The sequence below is a fragment of the Georgenia thermotolerans genome, from assembly GCF_009193185.1.
Taxonomy (GTDB): domain Bacteria; phylum Actinomycetota; class Actinomycetes; order Actinomycetales; family Actinomycetaceae; genus Georgenia; species Georgenia thermotolerans.
Map to the genome: position 1 here is coordinate 1 of NZ_VUKF01000012.1, position 14605 is coordinate 14605.

Genomic DNA, 14605 nt, shown 5'->3' on the forward strand with positions numbered 1-14605 from the left:
GGGGCCGACCCGCCTCAGCGTCCGGCCGGCCCGCCCGAGCACGGGGCCGACGCGCCCGAGCGCCCGGTCGGCCCACAAGCGCGGCCGCCGCCGGTGGGTCGGCGCGGGCGCCCTCGCGGCCGCCGTCGCGGGGGCCGTCGTCGTCGCGACCACGACGGCCGGTGCGCCCACGGACGGCGTCGTGCCGAAGGCGCCCATCGCCCTGGACGGGGCGCGGACCGTCACGGTGCCCGCAGACGCCACCGGGCCCGCGTCGTTCACCGGGGAGCGGGCTCCGGAGGTCGAGGTCGTCCCGCCGCCCCCGCCGCAGGTGCAGCCCGACACCGCTCGTCAGATCGACGGCGAGAAGTCCGGCCGGCAGGCTGAGCCCAAGAAGGACAAGGATGAGCCCAAGAAGGGCAAGGACAAGAAGGACAACAAGGGCAAGGACAAGAAGGACAACAAGGGCAAGGACAACAAGGGCAAGGGGAAGAAGGAGAAGGGCGACGACGAGAACGAGAACTGACCCCACCCGCGTCGCCCGGACGTCCCAGATCCGGGGCAATCCCGCCCGGAGCTCCTCACGCCGGCGTTCCTCAGCGGCTCTCCGGCGCCGACCACTCCACGACGAGCTCGGCGCGCTGACCGAACCGCTCGAGGTGCCCGCCGACGACGCGCTGGACCGTGGCGAGCCCGTCAAGGTCGGGCGCGACGGCGATCAGGAGCAGATGGTCCTCACGCACGAGGACATCGCCGTAGCCGACGGTCAGACGGATGCGGTGGCCGTCCGGGAGGTCTTCGACCGTCGCCTTGCGCCCCAGGTGCGAGGCGAGTTGCTTGGCGTACCGGGCGGCCGCGTCGGTGCGCACGTTCGCGCTGGCGCTCACCAGGGCGCCCTGCTCGTCGGTGTGGCCGGTCATCGGGCCTCACCCCCGGCGGCGTCCGGCGCTCCGTCTGGCACCGACTCGCCCGCCAGGACGAGGTAGACCTTTCGGCGCGCCTCGGCGAGCAGCGCCGCGGCGGCCTTCCGCTGGTCGTCGGTGCCCGTGCGGGCGACGACCCGGACCGCCTCGTGCAGCTGACCGATCTCGCCGCGCAGGTCGACGTCGTCCGCCCCGTCGGAGCGGCCGGCGAACGGGTCGGCCCAGGACCCGGCCTCACGCTCCACCAGCGCGCGGCCCTCCTCGGTCAGCGCCGCCTGGCGCCGCCCGCCGCCCGCGGCCGTCATCGTGACCAGGCCCTCGTCCTCGAGCTGGCTCAGGGTGGGGTAGATCGCGCCGGGGCTGGGGTGCCACCGGCCGCCGCTGCGCTCGACGATCGTCTCCATCAGCTGGTACCCGTGCATCGGCTCCTCGGCCAGCAGCAGCAGGACGGCGATGCGGACGTCGCCGCGGGACCTGCGGCCGCCGCGCCGCCTGGGGAAGGCGCCGGGCTCGCCCGGGCCGGGACCGTGTCCCCAGTGACCGCCGCGCGGGCCGCGGCCTCCCCGGGGGCCGCGCCCGGGCTCGGACCTCATGTACTCATCGTTTCTCATGCACATCACGATATATCGTGATGGTGTTTACGTCGAGGGTGCGGACCCCGGCCGCGCCTCTCAGATCGGCTCAGCGGGCTGGGCGCCGAGGGGCCGGGCGGTCCCTCAGCCGACGCGTGCCGCGAGCCGCTCGGCCCGCTCGCGCAGGCGCGGCGCGTCGAGCTCGGCCGCCATGGCCGCCGCCTCGGCCGTCGGCCCGGCCCACCGCCACTCGTCCACGGTGCCCACGGGGGCGTCCGTCCGGGCCGTGGCGATGTCCCGGAAGAGCAGCGCGAGGTCCCACTGCTCGCGCAGCACCGCGTTGAGCTTGGCCGCCGAGCGCACCCCGGTGTCCCAGGCGAGCGGGTCGGTGGGGATGTCCTCCAGGTGCCCGAAGCGGTCGAGCACCGCGGCGGCGGACTTCGCGCCCCAGCCGGGCAGGCCCGGGAACCCGTCGGCGCTGTCGCCGACCAGGGCGAGCAGGTCGGGCACGGACGCCGGCGCCACGCCCAGGCGGGCGCGCACGCCGTCGGTGTCGAACCACTTGTCCTGCCGGCGGTCCCACTGCCAGACCTTCCCGCCCACGCACTGGGCGAGGTCCTTGTCGGGGGTGCAGATGGCGACCCGTTCGACACGCGGGTCGGCGGCGGCGACGCGCGCGGCCGCCGCGAGGGCGTCGTCGGCCTCCTGCTCGACCATCGGCCACACCGGGAAGCCGAACGCCGTCAGCGCCGCCTCCACCAGCGGGAACTGGGCGGTCAGATGGGGGTCGACGCCGGCGCCGTCCTTGTACGTCGGCCACATGGCGTTGCGGAAGGACTCGATGACGTGGTCGGTGGCCACCGCCACGTGGGTCGCACCCTGCTCGAGCAGGCCCAGGCAGGAGGCGACGACGCCGCGGGTGGCGCCGCGGTCGGCGTCCTTGTTCGCCGGGGAGAAGTGCTGCCGGAACAGCTCGTAGGTGCCGTCGACCAGGTGGATCCGCATGGGGTGAGCCTGGCACAGCGGGGCCTACTTGTGGGACGGGTCCTCCACGAGCGACGACGCCCAGTCCGGCACGTACTTGGAGACCTCGATCGGCGGGCGCTGGTAGCCGGTGCCCGCCGGGCGCTCGGGCAGCTTGACCTTCTCGGGTTCGACGTCGCGGTAGGGCAGGGAGCTGAGCAGGTGGTGGATCATGTTCAGCCGCGCCTGCTTCTTGGAGTCCGAGGCGACGTGGTGCCAGGGCGCGACCTGGGTGTCGGTGTGGACCATCATCTCGTCCTTGGCGCGGGAGAAGTCCTCCCACCGGGTGATCGACTCCAGGTCGATGGGGGAGAGCTTCCACTGGCGCAGCGGGTCGTGCAGGCGCTTCCTGAACCGGGCGAACTGGACGTCGTCCGAGACGGAGAACCAGTACTTGCGCAGGAAGATGCCGTCCTCGACGAGCATCTGCTCGAAGATCGGGCACTGACGCAGGAAGCGCTTGTGCTCCTCGGGGGTGCAGAACCCCATGACCTTCTCGACGCCGGCGCGGTTGTACCAGGAACGGTCGAAGAGGACCATCTCGCCCGCCGCCGGCAGGTGCTCGACGTAGCGCTGGAAGTACCACTGGCCCTTCTCGCGCTCGGTGGGCGCCGGCAGCGCGGCGATGCGCACCACGCGCGGGGAGAGGTACTCGGTGATCCGCTTGATCGTGCCGCCCTTGCCCGCCGCGTCCCTGCCCTCGAAGATGACGACGACGCGGGCGCCGGTGGCCTTGACCCACGACTGGAGCTTCCCCAGCTCGCCCTGCAGCCGGTAGAGCTCGGCGTTGTAGACCCTCGTGGGGATCTTGGTGACCCGGAAGCCGGAGACCTCCGGGGACACCTCCCCCTCGACCACCCCGTCGGGGTGGTCGGCGCCGTCGGGCAGCTCCAGGCCCGGCGGCGGGACCTTCGGGACGCGGCCCGTGCTGTCGTTGTCGGCACGCTTCTTCGCGGCTGCCATGGGGGCAGGTTAGTGCGCGAGGACGCGCGGCACATGCGGAAGGGCCCTACGCTCGGGAAGCAGACCAGCACGTACGCACCGGAGGTTCTCATGGGCAAGTTCTCGTTCGTCGTCGGCGCCGGCCTGGGCTACGTCCTCGGGACCCGGGCGGGCCGCGCCCAGTACGAGCGCATCAAGAAGGCGAGCTCCGTCGTCTGGTCCAGCCCCCGCGTGCAGGAGCGGGTCCAGAAGGTGGAGACGAAGGTCGGGGACATCGCCCGGACGCAGAGCGCGGCGATGACCGACAAGATCGTCGCCCAGGTCAAGGACCGGATCCTCGGTGGCCCCGCCACCCCCGCGCGTCCCGCCGGTTCGGGGACCGCCGGCACCCGGACCGCCGGGGCGTCCGGCAACGGCGCCACGACCGGCGCGCAGACCCCGCCCGCGGAGCCGATCCCGCCCGTCTCCTGACCCCCGCGTAGAGCGCGAGACGTCAAGTAGCGCGCGAGACGTCAACTCGTGCGCGAGGCGTCACGTCGTGCGCGGCGTCGCGTCGTGCGCGGCGTCGCGTTCCGCGAGGCGTCACGTAGCGGGCGAGACGGCCGTCGTGCCGCGCTGTGACGCGCGCTGTCGTGCGCAAGGCGCCGTCTTCCTCATTTCCTCACCCAGGGCGGGCTCGCGTCGACGTCTACCTGTTCACGCAGTGTTCACCGACTCCCGACATGACGGACACCTCCGCGACCTAGCCTCCTGACGCGTTCGGCAGTTGATCCAGCACGCGCCCGGAGGGGCCCATGTCTCGATCCCGCTCGACCCTGCGGCGCCTGACCGCCGCCGGTGGTGCCGCAGCCCTTGCCCTCACGCTCGCCGCATGCGGCGGTGGCGGCGGCGGTGGAGGCGGCTCGACCGGCGGTTCCAGCGGGACCCTGCCCGGGGCCGGTGCGTCGTCGCAGGAGAAGGCGATGAACGGCTGGCTGGCCGGGTTCCAGGAGCAGCACCCCGGCGTGAACGTCTCCTACGACCCGGTCGGGTCCGGGACCGGGCGCGAGCAGTTCCTCAACGGCTCGGTGCTCTTCGCCGGGTCGGACAAGGCGATGTCCGCCGAGGAGGTGGCCAAGGCGAAGGAGCGCTGCTCCGGCAGCGAGGCCCTCGAGCTGCCGGTCTACATCTCGCCCATCGCGGTCGCCTACAACCTGCCCGGATCACCGCAGCACCTCAACCTCACGCCCGAGACGCTCGCCAAGATCTTCAACGGCGACATCAAGACGTGGAACGACCCGGCCATCGCCGCCGACAACCCTGGCGTCCAGCTCCCCTCGACGGCGATCGTGCCGGTGAACCGCTCGGACAACTCGGGCACGACGGAGAACTTCACGGAGTACCTCGCCGAGGCGGCCGGCGGCGCCTGGCCCCACGAGCCGAGCGAGAAGTGGCCCCTCCAGGGCACCCAGTCCGGCGCCCAGACGTCCGGCGTCGTCCAGACGCTCCAGGGCTCGGAGGGCACCATCGCCTACCTCGACGCCTCCCAGGTGCCGAAGGGCATGGGGACCGCGGCCGTGAAGGTGGGCAACGAGTTCGTGCCCTACTCACCGCAGGCCGCGGCCGCCGTCGTCGACGCCTCACCACCCGCGCCGGACGCGACCGACCTGCGCCTGACCATCGACATCGCCCGCGACACCACCCAGGCCGGCGCCTACCCGGTGGTGCTCGTCTCCTACGAGATCGCCTGCTCGCTCTACGACAAGAAGCAGGACGCGGACAACGTCAAGGCGCTGCTGACGTACATCGCCTCGCCCGAGGGGCAGGACCGTGCGGCCGACCCGAGCGTCGCCGGCTCCGCCCCGATCACCGACGCCCTGCGGCAGAAGGTCGACGCCGCCATCAACCAGATCAGCGGGAAGGCCTGACGACGGCCGGCCGGAACTCCCTGCCCCAGGGTGGCCGCGAACGCGGTTTTCCCGCGTCCTGACGCCGATTTTTCGGCCCGACGAACAGTGGGGCATTCCACCTCGACGGCCCTGGAGGCGTCGCCGCGGCGCTGCCACCATGAGCCATATGTCCGGTTCCCCGCCGCCCGCGCGCCCGCAGCCGACCCCCGCACAGGTCCGCCGATGGCGCCGCCACCTCGCGGACGAGCGGGCCGAGGGAGCCGTCTACCGGCACCTGGCCGCCCGGCGCGAGGGGGAGGAGAAGGAGATCCTCCTCGGGCTCGCCGACGCCGAGCGGCGCCACGAGCAGCACTGGCGCGACCTGCTCGGCGAGCACGCCGGGCGGCCGGCCAAGGGCGCGCTGCGCACGCGGATCCTGGGCTGGCTCGCCCGCACCTTCGGCGGGGTGTTCGTCCTGGCGCTCGCGCAGAACGCCGAGCAGCGCTCGGGCTACGCCACGAACGAGGACGCCACCACCGCGATGGCCGCCGACGAGCGCGTGCACGGGGAGGTGGTGCGCGCGCTGGCCAGCCGCGGCCGGGCCCGCATGTCGGGCAGCTTCCGCGCGGCGGTCTTCGGCGCCAACGACGGCCTGGTGTCCAATCTCGCGCTGGTCCTGGGCATCGGCGCGACCGGGGTCTCCGCCGGCACCGTGCTGTTCACGGGCATCTCCGGCCTGCTCGCCGGCGCCCTGTCGATGGGGGCGGGGGAGTACGTCTCCGTGCGCTCCCAGCGCGAGCTGCTCGAGTCCTCCACGCCCGACCCCGACGCGCACCGGGTCATCCCCGACCTCGACCTCGAGGCCAACGAGCTCGCGCTGGTCTACCGCGCCCGCGGCATGTCCGTCGCCGAGGCGCAGGAGCACGCCGCCGGGATCATCGCCCGGGTCACGGCCGGGCAGGGGCTGCCCGAGCACGAGCGCCGGGAGTACGAGGAGGTCGGCAGCGGCTGGAACGCCGCCGTCTCGAGCTTCGGCTTCTTCGCCTCGGGCGCGCTCATCCCGATCCTGCCGTACATCTTCGGCCTCGCCGGCACGCCGGCCGTGCTGCTGGCCGCCGGCCTGGTGGGCCTGGCGCTGCTGGGCACCGGCGCCGTCGTCGGCGTGCTGTCCGGGGCGCCGCCGCTGCGCCGGGCGCTGCGCCAGCTCGGCATCGGCTTCGGCGCGGCCGCGGTCACCTACCTGCTCGGCCTGGCGTTCGGCTCCTCGGTGGTCTGACGCTCCCCGAGCACCCGGGCGGCGATCATCCGCCCGATCGGGAGCGCCGACGTCGCCGCCGGCGAGGGGGCGTTGGCCACGTGCAGCTGGCGCGGGGTCGCGCGCAGCAGGAAGTCCTCCGCCGGTGTGCCGTCGCGCATGATCGCCTGGGCGCGGATGCCAGCCACGTGCGGGCGCAGGTCGCGCGCCGTCAGGCTCGGGCAGTACTTGCGCGCCTGCGCCAGGTAGCCGGCCTTGACCACCGAGTTGACCGCCTCGGCCACGCCGGTGCGCAGGTTGGCGCGGGCAAAGCGCCACATGCCCGGGAAGCGGGCGAAGTCGGCGACGTCGCGGAGGGAGACGGCCCTCTTGGGGTAGCCCTCGCGGGCCAGGCCGAGCACGGCGTTGGGGCCCACGGTGATCCGCCCGTCGATCGTGGGGGAGAGGTGGACGCCCAGGAACGGCAGCTCCGGGTCGGGCACCGGGTAGATGAGGTGCTCGACCAGCCCCGCCCGGGTCGGCGGCAGCTCGTAGTACTCGCCCCGGAAGGGCACGATGCGGAAGTCGGGCTCGACCCCGCCCAGGCGCAGCACGCGGTCGGCCTGCAGCCCCGCGCACGCGACGAGGCGGCGGGCGCGGAAGCCCCGCCCCGGGGTCGCGACGTCGACGGCGTCCGCGCCCTCCCGGATGGCCGTCACCTCGACCCCGGTCAGCACCTCGCCGCCGCCGGCGCGCACCTCCTCGGCCATGGCCCGGGCCACCGCCCGGTAGTCCACGATGCCGGTCGAGCGCACGAGCAGCGCCTCCAGCCCGGTCACGTGCGGCTCGAGCTCGCGCAGCCGGCCGCGGTCGACCGGCTCGACGGCGATGCCGTTGACCCCGGCGCGCTCCCCGAGTCGGTGCAGCCGGGCGACCTCCGCGGCGGTGGTGGCCACGACGAGCTTGCCGATCGTGCGGTACGGGATGCCGTGCGCGTCGCAGAACGCCTTGGTCGCCGCCTCCCCGGCGCGGCAGAGCGTGGCCTTGAGCGAGCCGGGCGCGTAGTAGATGCCGGCGTGGATCACGCCGGAGTTGTGGCCGGTCTGGTGCGCCGCCAGGGTGCGCTCCTTCTCCAGCACCGCCACCCGGCTGCCGGGCCGCTCGGCCAGCAGGTGCAGCGCGGTGGAGAGGCCGACGATGCCGCCGCCGATCACCAGGTAGTCGTAGGTCATCGTGTCCTCGTTGAGCTCGACGCCCGGCGGCCGCGCCGGGTCGAGGCCAGTGTGGCGCAGCGGCCGGGCGGCGGTGGGCGGTTCGCGCCGACCGAGGTCGGTGACGAGGTACGCCCGGCCTACCGCGCCACGCGGGCGGCGCGCCGCCCGATCCACGCCACCCCCAGCGCCACGGCCAGGAACATCACCCCGAGGCCGGCCCAGCCCGGCACGCCGTGCCGCAGCGCCGTCGCGGCGACCACCACCGGCGCGAGCATGGCACCGACGTTGTACCCCATCGCGAACAGCCCCTGGTAGGCGCCGGCCCGCGCCGGGTCGGCCAGCTCGAAGCTCAGCCCCCAGGTGGCCGCCGAGGACAGCACCTCGGCGAAGGAGTGCGCCGCCATCGCGAGCAGGACGACGGCGACGGCGAGCACCGCCCCCACCGCGCCCGACGCGGCGTAGCCCAGGCACGCGGCGAGCATGAGCAGCCCGGCCAGGACCATCATGCGGCCGGCGTACGCGGGGTCCTCGGTGCCCCGCGAGAGCGGGATCTGGAACGCGATGACGATGACCGTGTTGAGCACGAGCGCGGCGGAGACGACGACGGTCGGGGCCGACGTGTGCTCGCTGACCCACAGCGGCAGGCCCACCTCGGCCAGCGCGAACTGCATGCCGAACAGCCCCGACAGGGCCGTCAGCAGCAGGTAGCGCGGGTCGCGGAAGGGCGAGCGGCCCGCCGGGACGGCCGCCTCCGCCGTCGCCTCGCGGCGCGGCGCGTCCACCCGGGCCGGCAGCCGGCGGAAGAGGAACGCGCCGAAGAGGTACGTCGCCCCGGCGAGCGCCATCGTCACCCGGTAGGCGGGCGCGGTGTCGAGGACCAGCGCGGCCCCGGCCAGGGCGGAGCCGACCGCGATGCCGATGTTGGTGACGGTGCGCAGCACGGCCCGGGCCCCCACCCGCGCCCCGCCGTCGAAGGCGCGGGCGATGATCGCCGACCGGGCGGAGTGCTCCGCCGAGCTCGCGCCGGCGGCCAGGCAGGCGAGCGTGAGGGCGACGGCGAAGGTGGTGGCCGCCGTGTAGGCGACGACGGCGGCGCCCTGGGTGAGCGTGAGCACCAGGCACAGGGCGCGGGCGCTGACGCGGTCGGCCAGGTGACCGCCGAGGAGCGAGGTCACCACGCCCACGCCGCTGGAGGCCGCCAGGATCAGCGCGACCTGGGCCGCCGAGAGCCCGACGATCGAGGTGAAGTACAGGACGGTGAGGGTGAAGAAGACGCCGCGGCCGAGCGTGCTCACGGCGGTGGCGGCCATGAGGACGCGGAGCACCGGGTCGCCCAGCCCTCGCGTCAGCGCGGCGCGCAGCCCGGGCCCGTCGGCGGTGTCCTGCCCGGCACCGGCCGCCGCGGCCTGTCCCACGGCGGCCTCCCCGGCGCCGGTCCCGGCGAGGTCGGCGTCCGTGCTGGGCTGCGTGACGGCGGAGGAGGTCGGCGTGCTGCTCACGTCGGGAAGCATGGAGGGAACCGGACGGCGTTGGAATCGATGTAGCGTCCCGCTACATGTTGCGGTACGAGCTGACCGAGGCGGACCTCGGCGGGATCCGCTTCGGCATCTCCCCGCTGGGCGAGACCGGGCTGTCCCTGCGGGCGATGCGGGACCCCTCCCGCTACCCGTTGCAGCTGCCCTGGCTCGCCCGCACCGAGGCCGCGCGCGAGCGGGTGGACCGCGAGCTGCTCATGGCCCTGGTCGACGAGCGGCTGTGGACCCCGGACTTCCTCAACCCGCGGCCGCTGTCCCCGCTGACCCGGTTCGAGGACGAGCTCGACACGCTCGCCCGGATCGGGCCGCGGGAGCTCCGCGACCAGCTCGTCGCCGTGCACGGCGCGGTGCCGCCCGCGCTCGCCGGCCCGCACGCGCGGGCGGTGGGCCGCCTGGTCGGCGCGCTGCGGGAGTACTGGGAGCTGTGCATCGCCCCGTACTGGGCCCGGATGCGGGCGGTGCTCGAGGCGGACATCGTCCACCGCGGCCGGGTCATCGCCAACAGCGGCCTGGCCGCCATGCTCGACGGGCTCGCCCCCGGGGTCACCTTCGACGGCCGGGTGATCTCGGTGAGCCTGCGCAGCCCCGTCGAGCGCACCGGCGGCGGGCGCGGCCTCACGCTGGTGCCGACGATGTTCACCCGCCGGGTCTCCGCGCCCGTCGGCGCGGACGAGGCGCCGGTGCTCATGTACCCCGCCCGCGGGCAGGGCGTGCTCTGGGAGCGCGAACGGGTCCCCGACGAGGCCTCCGTGGCGGCGCTGCTGGGCCGGGTGCGCGCCCGCCTCCTCGTCGCCCTCGCCGAGCCGGCCTCCTCCACCGAGCTCGGCATCCGGTTCGGGGTGACCACCTCCGCCGTCAACCAGCACCTGCGGGTGCTGCGCGACGGCGGCCTGGTCACCTCCACCCGGTACGGGCGCAGCGTGCTGTACCTGCGCAGCGAGCTCGGCGACGCCCTGCTCGGGGTGCGCCGGTAGCTTCGCCGCCCCGACGTCGTGGGCTCGGCCCGGGCCTGCCCGCGGTGCTCGCCCGGCCGGCGGGGGGAGCCCGACGCTACGCTGCCCACGACGACGAGGAGGTCGCCATGGACCGCAGCCACGAGGTGCAGCTCATCGCCTACGCCGACCGCTTCGGCGGCTCGCTGGCCGGGCTGCGCGCGGTGCTCGACGGCCCGCTGCGCGGGGTGTTCACCGGCGTGCACGTGCTGCCGTTCTACACGCCCTTCGACGGCGCCGACGCCGGCTTCGACCCCGTCGACCACGCGAGCGTGGACCCGCGCCTCGGCGACTGGGACGACGTGCGGCGCCTGGCCGGCGGCTACACGGTCATGGCGGACCTCATCGTCAACCACGTCTCGGCCGACTCCGCCGAGTTCCGCGACGTCGTCGCCCGCGGGGACGCCTCCCCGGCGGCGGGCATGTTCCTGACGATGTCCGACGTCTATCCCGACGGCGCCGACGAGGAGGAGCTGACCGGCATCTACCGGCCCCGGCCCGGCCTGCCCTTCACCGCCGTGACCCTCGGCGGGCGCCGCCGCCTGGTGTGGACGACGTTCACCGACCGGCAGATCGACCTCAACCTCGCCCACCCCGCCGGCCAGGCCCACCTCGCCCGGGTGCTCGCGGCCCTGGCCGGCGGCGGGGTGCGCGACGTGCGCCTGGACGCCGTCGGCTACGCCGTCAAGACCGCCGGCACCTCCTCGTTCATGACGCCGCACACCCTGGCCTTCATCGACGACCTCACCGCCCAGGCGCGCGCGCTGGGCATGGAGGTGCTCGTCGAGGTGCACAGCCACTTCGAGCGGCAGATCGAGATCGCCCGCCGGGTGGACCGCGTCTACGACTTCGCCCTGCCCCCGCTGCTCCTGCACGCGCTGTTCACCGGCGACGCCGCGCCGCTGCGCCGGTGGCTCCAGATCCGCCCGGCCAACGCCGTCACCGTGCTCGACACCCACGACGGCATCGGCGTCGTCGACGTCGGCCCCGACCAGATCGCCCCCGACCGGCCCGGCCTGCTCACGCCCGACCAGCTCGACGCGCTCGTCGAGGGCATCCACGCCCGCTCGGGCGGGCAGTCCCGCCAGGCCACCGGCTGGGCGGCGTCCAACGTCGACGTCTACCAGGTCAACTGCACCTACTACGACGCTCTCGGCGCCGACGACGACGCCTACCTGCTCGCCCGGGCCGTCCAGCTCTTCACCCCCGGCATCCCGCAGATCTACTACGTCGGCCTGCTCGCCGGGCACAACGACATGGACCGCCTCGCCCGCACCGGCGTGGGCCGGGAGATCAACCGCCACCACTACGGCGCCGAGGAGATCGTCGCCGACCTGCGCCGGCCGGTGGTGCGACGGCTGCTGGAGCTCATCGCGCTGCGCCGCACCCACCCCGCCTTCGGCGGCACGTGCGCCGTGACGGGCGACGGCGGCCACGTCGTGCTCACCTGGCGGCACGGGGAGCACGTGGCCGCCCTGAACGCCGACGTCGCCGCCGCCCGCTTCACCATCAGCACGACGCCGGCACCCGCGGCGCCGCCCCCGCCGGCCGAGGATCCCGCCCGGGCCGGGACCCGCGCCCCGGACCCGGCCGGGAACGGCTGAGCCGCCCGACGGCCGCGGCCCCTCCCCGCCGCCCGCCGGCCGGGGTGAGCTGGGCCGCGACCACCGCGCCCGTGGCGAGGGCGAAGCCGAGGAGCTGCAGCGGCGTCAGCGCCTGGCCGAGCACCAGCCAGCCCAGCACGGCGGCCACCGTGGGGGAGACCAGGCCGAGGAAGGACACCGAGGTGACGGGCAGGCGGCCGATGCCGCGGAACCACACGGCGTACGCGGCCAGGGTGCCGACGACGCCGAGCCACGCGTAGCCGGCCAGCGCGGCCCCGGTCGGGGCCGGCGGGGGCCCCTCGACGACGAGGGCCACCGGCAGCAGGACGGCGCCGCCGGCGACGAGCTGCCACGCGGTGAACGTCACCGCGCCGACCGGCCGGCCCCACCGCTTGGTCAGCACGATGCCGGTCGCCATGGCGGCGGTGCCGGTCAGGCCGGCGAGCACGCCCACGGCGTCGAGCGCCGCGTCCGCGCGCAGCACCAGCAGCCCGACCCCGGCCAGGCCGGCCACCGCCCAGCCCAGCTGCCAGCGCCGGGGAGCGGTCCCGAGGAGCGCGAGGGCCAGCCCGGCCACGAGGAGCGGTTGCGCGCCGCCCAGCGTCGCGGCCACCCCGCCCGGCAGGCGGTAGGCGGCGACGAACAGCAGCGCGAAGAACGCCCCGAAGTTCAGCGTGCCCAGCACCGCCGCCCGCCACCACCACACGCCGCGGGGCAGGCGCCGCACGACGGCCAGGGCGACCAGCCCGGCCGGCAGCGCGCGGAGGACGCCGAGCCACAGCGGGTGCCCCGGCGGCAGCAGCTCGGTCGTCACGAGGTACGTGGTGCCCCAGACCGCCGGCGCGGTCGCGGTCAGCACCGTCAGCCACGGCCCGCCGGTCGCCGTCGTGCGCTCGCCCATGACATCTCCTCAACATCGAATAGTTCAACGTTGAGGAAAGTAGCGCACGGTATGCTCAGCGTCAAACAGTTCAACGTTGAGGAGTTGTGGTGGTCGCGACCGACAGGGTGGACGCCTACCTGGAGCAGTGGCGCACCGAGCGCCCGGACCTCGACCCGGCCCCGATGGGCGTGCTCGGGCGGCTGAGCCGGGCGTCGCAGCTGCTCGACCGCGAGCTGCGGACCTTCTTCGCCGGGCACGGGCTCCAGCCGGGGGAGTTCGACATCCTCGCCACCCTGCGCCGGGCCGGGACCCCGCACCGGCTCAGCGCGGGCGCCCTGGCGGAGAGCAGCATGGTCACGTCGGGGGCGATCACCAACCGCATCGACCGGCTCGTCGCCAAGGGCTACGTGACCCGCGAGACCGACCCGGAGAACCGGCGCTCGGTGCTCATCACCCTGACCGACGCCGGGCGCGCGCTCGTCGACGCCGTCGCCGGGGCGCACCTCGAGAACGAACGGCGCCTCCTCGGGCCGCTCACGGCCGCGCAGCAGGACCAGCTCGCCGGGCTGCTGCGCCGCCTCCTGGCCGGTCTCGGCGACGTCTGAGAACGCGGCCGGCCGCGCCGGCCCGTGGAGGCCGAGCCCGGGTCAGCTGCTGGACGAGCTCAGCTTGGCGGTCAGCTCGTCGATCTTCGCCGACAGGGTGTCCAGCGCGTCCTTGGTCGCCCCCTGCGTGGAGGCCTTCGCCTCCTCCACCTTGGTGCGGGCGTCGTCGAGGGCGGCCTGCGCCTTGGCCTTCGCCTCCGCGCCGTCGCTGCTCTCCAGGGCCCGGCGGGCGTCGTCGATCGCCGTCGACGAGGACTGCATCGCGTCCTCGACCTTGGTGCGCACCTCCTCGGAGGTGATGCCGTTGAGCTGGCCCTTGAGGTTGTCGACGGCGCCACGGGCGTCGTCCACGAGCCCCTGCGCCCCGGCGATGGCGGAGGAGACCGACGCCGACACGGTCCCGGGCGTGCCGCCGCCGTTGGAGCAGGCGCCGAGCAGGGCGGCCGCGGCGAGGACGGTGACGGCGGCCTTGCGGACGGTGCCCATGGATCTCCCCTTCCGGTCCGGTGCGTTCCACGATACGTGAGGCGGCCGGACGGCACCGGGAAGCGGGGAACTTGGCGCGATCCCCGTGCGTCGGACCTAGAGTGGGGGTAGGTGCCCCTGCCGACCTGGGAGGCCGCCATGACCGGAGTGCCCGTGGACGTGAGTGCCGCCCATGAGCTTGTGGACGTGCTGACCACCCTGGCGATCATCGCCGCCGTCGGGTCCCTGGTCCTGCTGACCACCGTCGGCCTGACCGGCTGGTGGGTGGTGCGCCGCATCCGCCGCTCCCGCGCCCTGCGCCGCGGCGCGCTGAGCGTGCGGACCGTCGCGGCCGACCCGGCCGGGCGGCGGGTCGCCCGGCAGCGGCTGGCGGTGCAACGGGCCACCGACGCGACCGACCGCGCCCTCGCCGACGCCCGCGCCCACGGCCGGCCCCTGGGTGAGCTGCCCGCCGTCGCGGCGCGCCTGGCCGGCGCGGCGGCCGAGATCGAGAACCGGCTGCGCCTGGTCGCCTCCGAGCCCGACCCCGCCCTGCGCCGCGCCCTGGCCGACGACGTCGACGGCGCCGTGCGCGAGCACGGCCGGCTCTCCAGCGAGCTGCGGGCGTGCCTGCTCCGCACCGGCGCGGCCGTGGGCGACACCCAGCTGCAGCGCGCCGGCACCTCCCTCGCCCTCGAGGTCGACGCGCTGGCCGCGTGGGGGCCGGCCTACCGCGCCCCCGGCCGGGTCGCCTGAGTCGGGAGGA

General features: G+C 74.9%; 15 protein-coding genes and 1 pseudogene. 8 read left to right on the forward strand and 8 right to left on the reverse strand.

The genetic code is table 11. From position 1 onward, the window contains the following. A pseudogene (locus tag GD970_RS22130) lies at positions 1 to 505 on the forward strand (hypothetical protein); the annotation flags it as partial. A gap of 70 nt (positions 506 to 575) precedes the next feature. Here the strand turns inward: GD970_RS22130 and GD970_RS07250 are convergent. The 4 genes from GD970_RS07250 to ppk2 form a co-directional block, all read right to left on the reverse strand. Then, complete coding sequence (locus tag GD970_RS07250) at positions 576 to 899, reverse strand: DUF2218 domain-containing protein (RefSeq protein ID WP_152202225.1); 324 nt, start codon at positions 897 to 899, stop codon at positions 576 to 578. Then, positions 896 to 1513, reverse strand: a complete 618-nt coding sequence (locus tag GD970_RS07255; protein WP_170297298.1) for a PadR family transcriptional regulator — start codon at positions 1511 to 1513, stop codon at positions 896 to 898. Before GD970_RS07255 ends, GD970_RS07250 begins: the two co-directional genes overlap by 4 nt. 105 nt (positions 1514 to 1618) lie before the next feature. After that, positions 1619 to 2479, reverse strand: coding sequence for a 5'-3' exonuclease (locus GD970_RS07260; RefSeq protein ID WP_152202227.1), 861 nt, complete (start codon positions 2477 to 2479; stop codon positions 1619 to 1621). 24 nt (positions 2480 to 2503) lie between these two features. Continuing rightward, entirely contained in the window at positions 2504 to 3460 is a 957-nt protein-coding gene (gene ppk2 / locus GD970_RS07265; RefSeq protein WP_152202228.1) for a polyphosphate kinase 2, read from the reverse strand. A gap of 33 nt (positions 3461 to 3493) precedes the next feature. On the opposite strand from ppk2, the gene GD970_RS21545 reads away from it, so the two are divergent. The 3 genes from GD970_RS21545 (at position 3494) to GD970_RS07280 (ending at position 6583) form a co-directional block, all read left to right on the forward strand. Further along, positions 3494 to 3910, forward strand: coding sequence for a YtxH domain-containing protein (locus tag GD970_RS21545; RefSeq protein ID WP_193314901.1), 417 nt, complete (start codon positions 3494 to 3496; stop codon positions 3908 to 3910). A 323-nt stretch (positions 3911 to 4233) separates the two neighbouring features. After that, positions 4234 to 5346 (forward strand): phosphate ABC transporter substrate-binding protein PstS, encoded by a 1113-nt coding sequence (pstS, locus tag GD970_RS07275; RefSeq protein ID WP_152202229.1) that lies wholly within the window; start codon positions 4234 to 4236, stop codon positions 5344 to 5346. Positions 5347 to 5494: 148 nt separating this feature from the next. Then, positions 5495 to 6583 (forward strand): VIT1/CCC1 transporter family protein, encoded by a 1089-nt coding sequence (locus GD970_RS07280; protein WP_152202230.1) that lies wholly within the window; start codon positions 5495 to 5497, stop codon positions 6581 to 6583. Here the strand turns inward: GD970_RS07280 and lhgO are convergent. Both lhgO and GD970_RS07290 read right to left on the reverse strand, forming a co-directional pair. Next, entirely contained in the window at positions 6544 to 7773 is a 1230-nt protein-coding gene (gene lhgO / locus GD970_RS07285) for an L-2-hydroxyglutarate oxidase (protein WP_152202231.1), read from the reverse strand. The two genes, GD970_RS07280 and lhgO, sit on opposite strands and share 40 nt — an antisense overlap. Before the next feature lie 119 nt (positions 7774 to 7892). Beyond that, complete coding sequence (locus GD970_RS07290; protein WP_226925213.1) at positions 7893 to 9254, reverse strand: MFS transporter; 1362 nt, start codon at positions 9252 to 9254, stop codon at positions 7893 to 7895. A 56-nt stretch (positions 9255 to 9310) separates the two neighbouring features. On the opposite strand from GD970_RS07290, the gene GD970_RS07295 reads away from it, so the two are divergent. Both GD970_RS07295 and gtfA read left to right on the forward strand, forming a co-directional pair. Continuing rightward, positions 9311 to 10264, forward strand: a complete 954-nt coding sequence (locus GD970_RS07295; RefSeq protein ID WP_152202233.1) for an ArsR/SmtB family transcription factor — start codon at positions 9311 to 9313, stop codon at positions 10262 to 10264. A 107-nt stretch (positions 10265 to 10371) separates the two neighbouring features. Continuing rightward, positions 10372 to 11886: a sucrose phosphorylase gene (gtfA, locus tag GD970_RS07300; RefSeq protein ID WP_152202234.1), complete on the forward strand. Its 1515-nt coding sequence runs from the start codon at positions 10372 to 10374 to the stop codon at positions 11884 to 11886. Here the strand turns inward: gtfA and GD970_RS07305 are convergent. After that, positions 11792 to 12787, reverse strand: a complete 996-nt coding sequence (locus tag GD970_RS07305; protein WP_152202235.1) for an EamA family transporter — start codon at positions 12785 to 12787, stop codon at positions 11792 to 11794. The genes gtfA and GD970_RS07305 overlap by 95 nt on opposite strands. A gap of 89 nt (positions 12788 to 12876) precedes the next feature. Here GD970_RS07305 and GD970_RS07310 point away from each other — a divergent pair, with 89 nt between their 5' ends. Continuing rightward, entirely contained in the window at positions 12877 to 13374 is a 498-nt protein-coding gene (locus GD970_RS07310) for a MarR family winged helix-turn-helix transcriptional regulator (protein WP_226925214.1), read from the forward strand. A 42-nt stretch (positions 13375 to 13416) separates the two neighbouring features. Here the strand turns inward: GD970_RS07310 and GD970_RS07315 are convergent, their stop codons facing one another. Next, positions 13417 to 13860: a hypothetical protein gene (locus GD970_RS07315; protein WP_152202236.1), complete on the reverse strand. Its 444-nt coding sequence runs from the start codon at positions 13858 to 13860 to the stop codon at positions 13417 to 13419. A 111-nt stretch (positions 13861 to 13971) separates the two neighbouring features. Between GD970_RS07315 and GD970_RS07320 the strand changes: the two genes are divergently transcribed. Further along, positions 13972 to 14595, forward strand: a complete 624-nt coding sequence (locus GD970_RS07320) for a hypothetical protein (protein ID WP_152202237.1) — start codon at positions 13972 to 13974, stop codon at positions 14593 to 14595. The last annotated feature ends 10 nt before the right edge of the window (positions 14596 to 14605 follow it).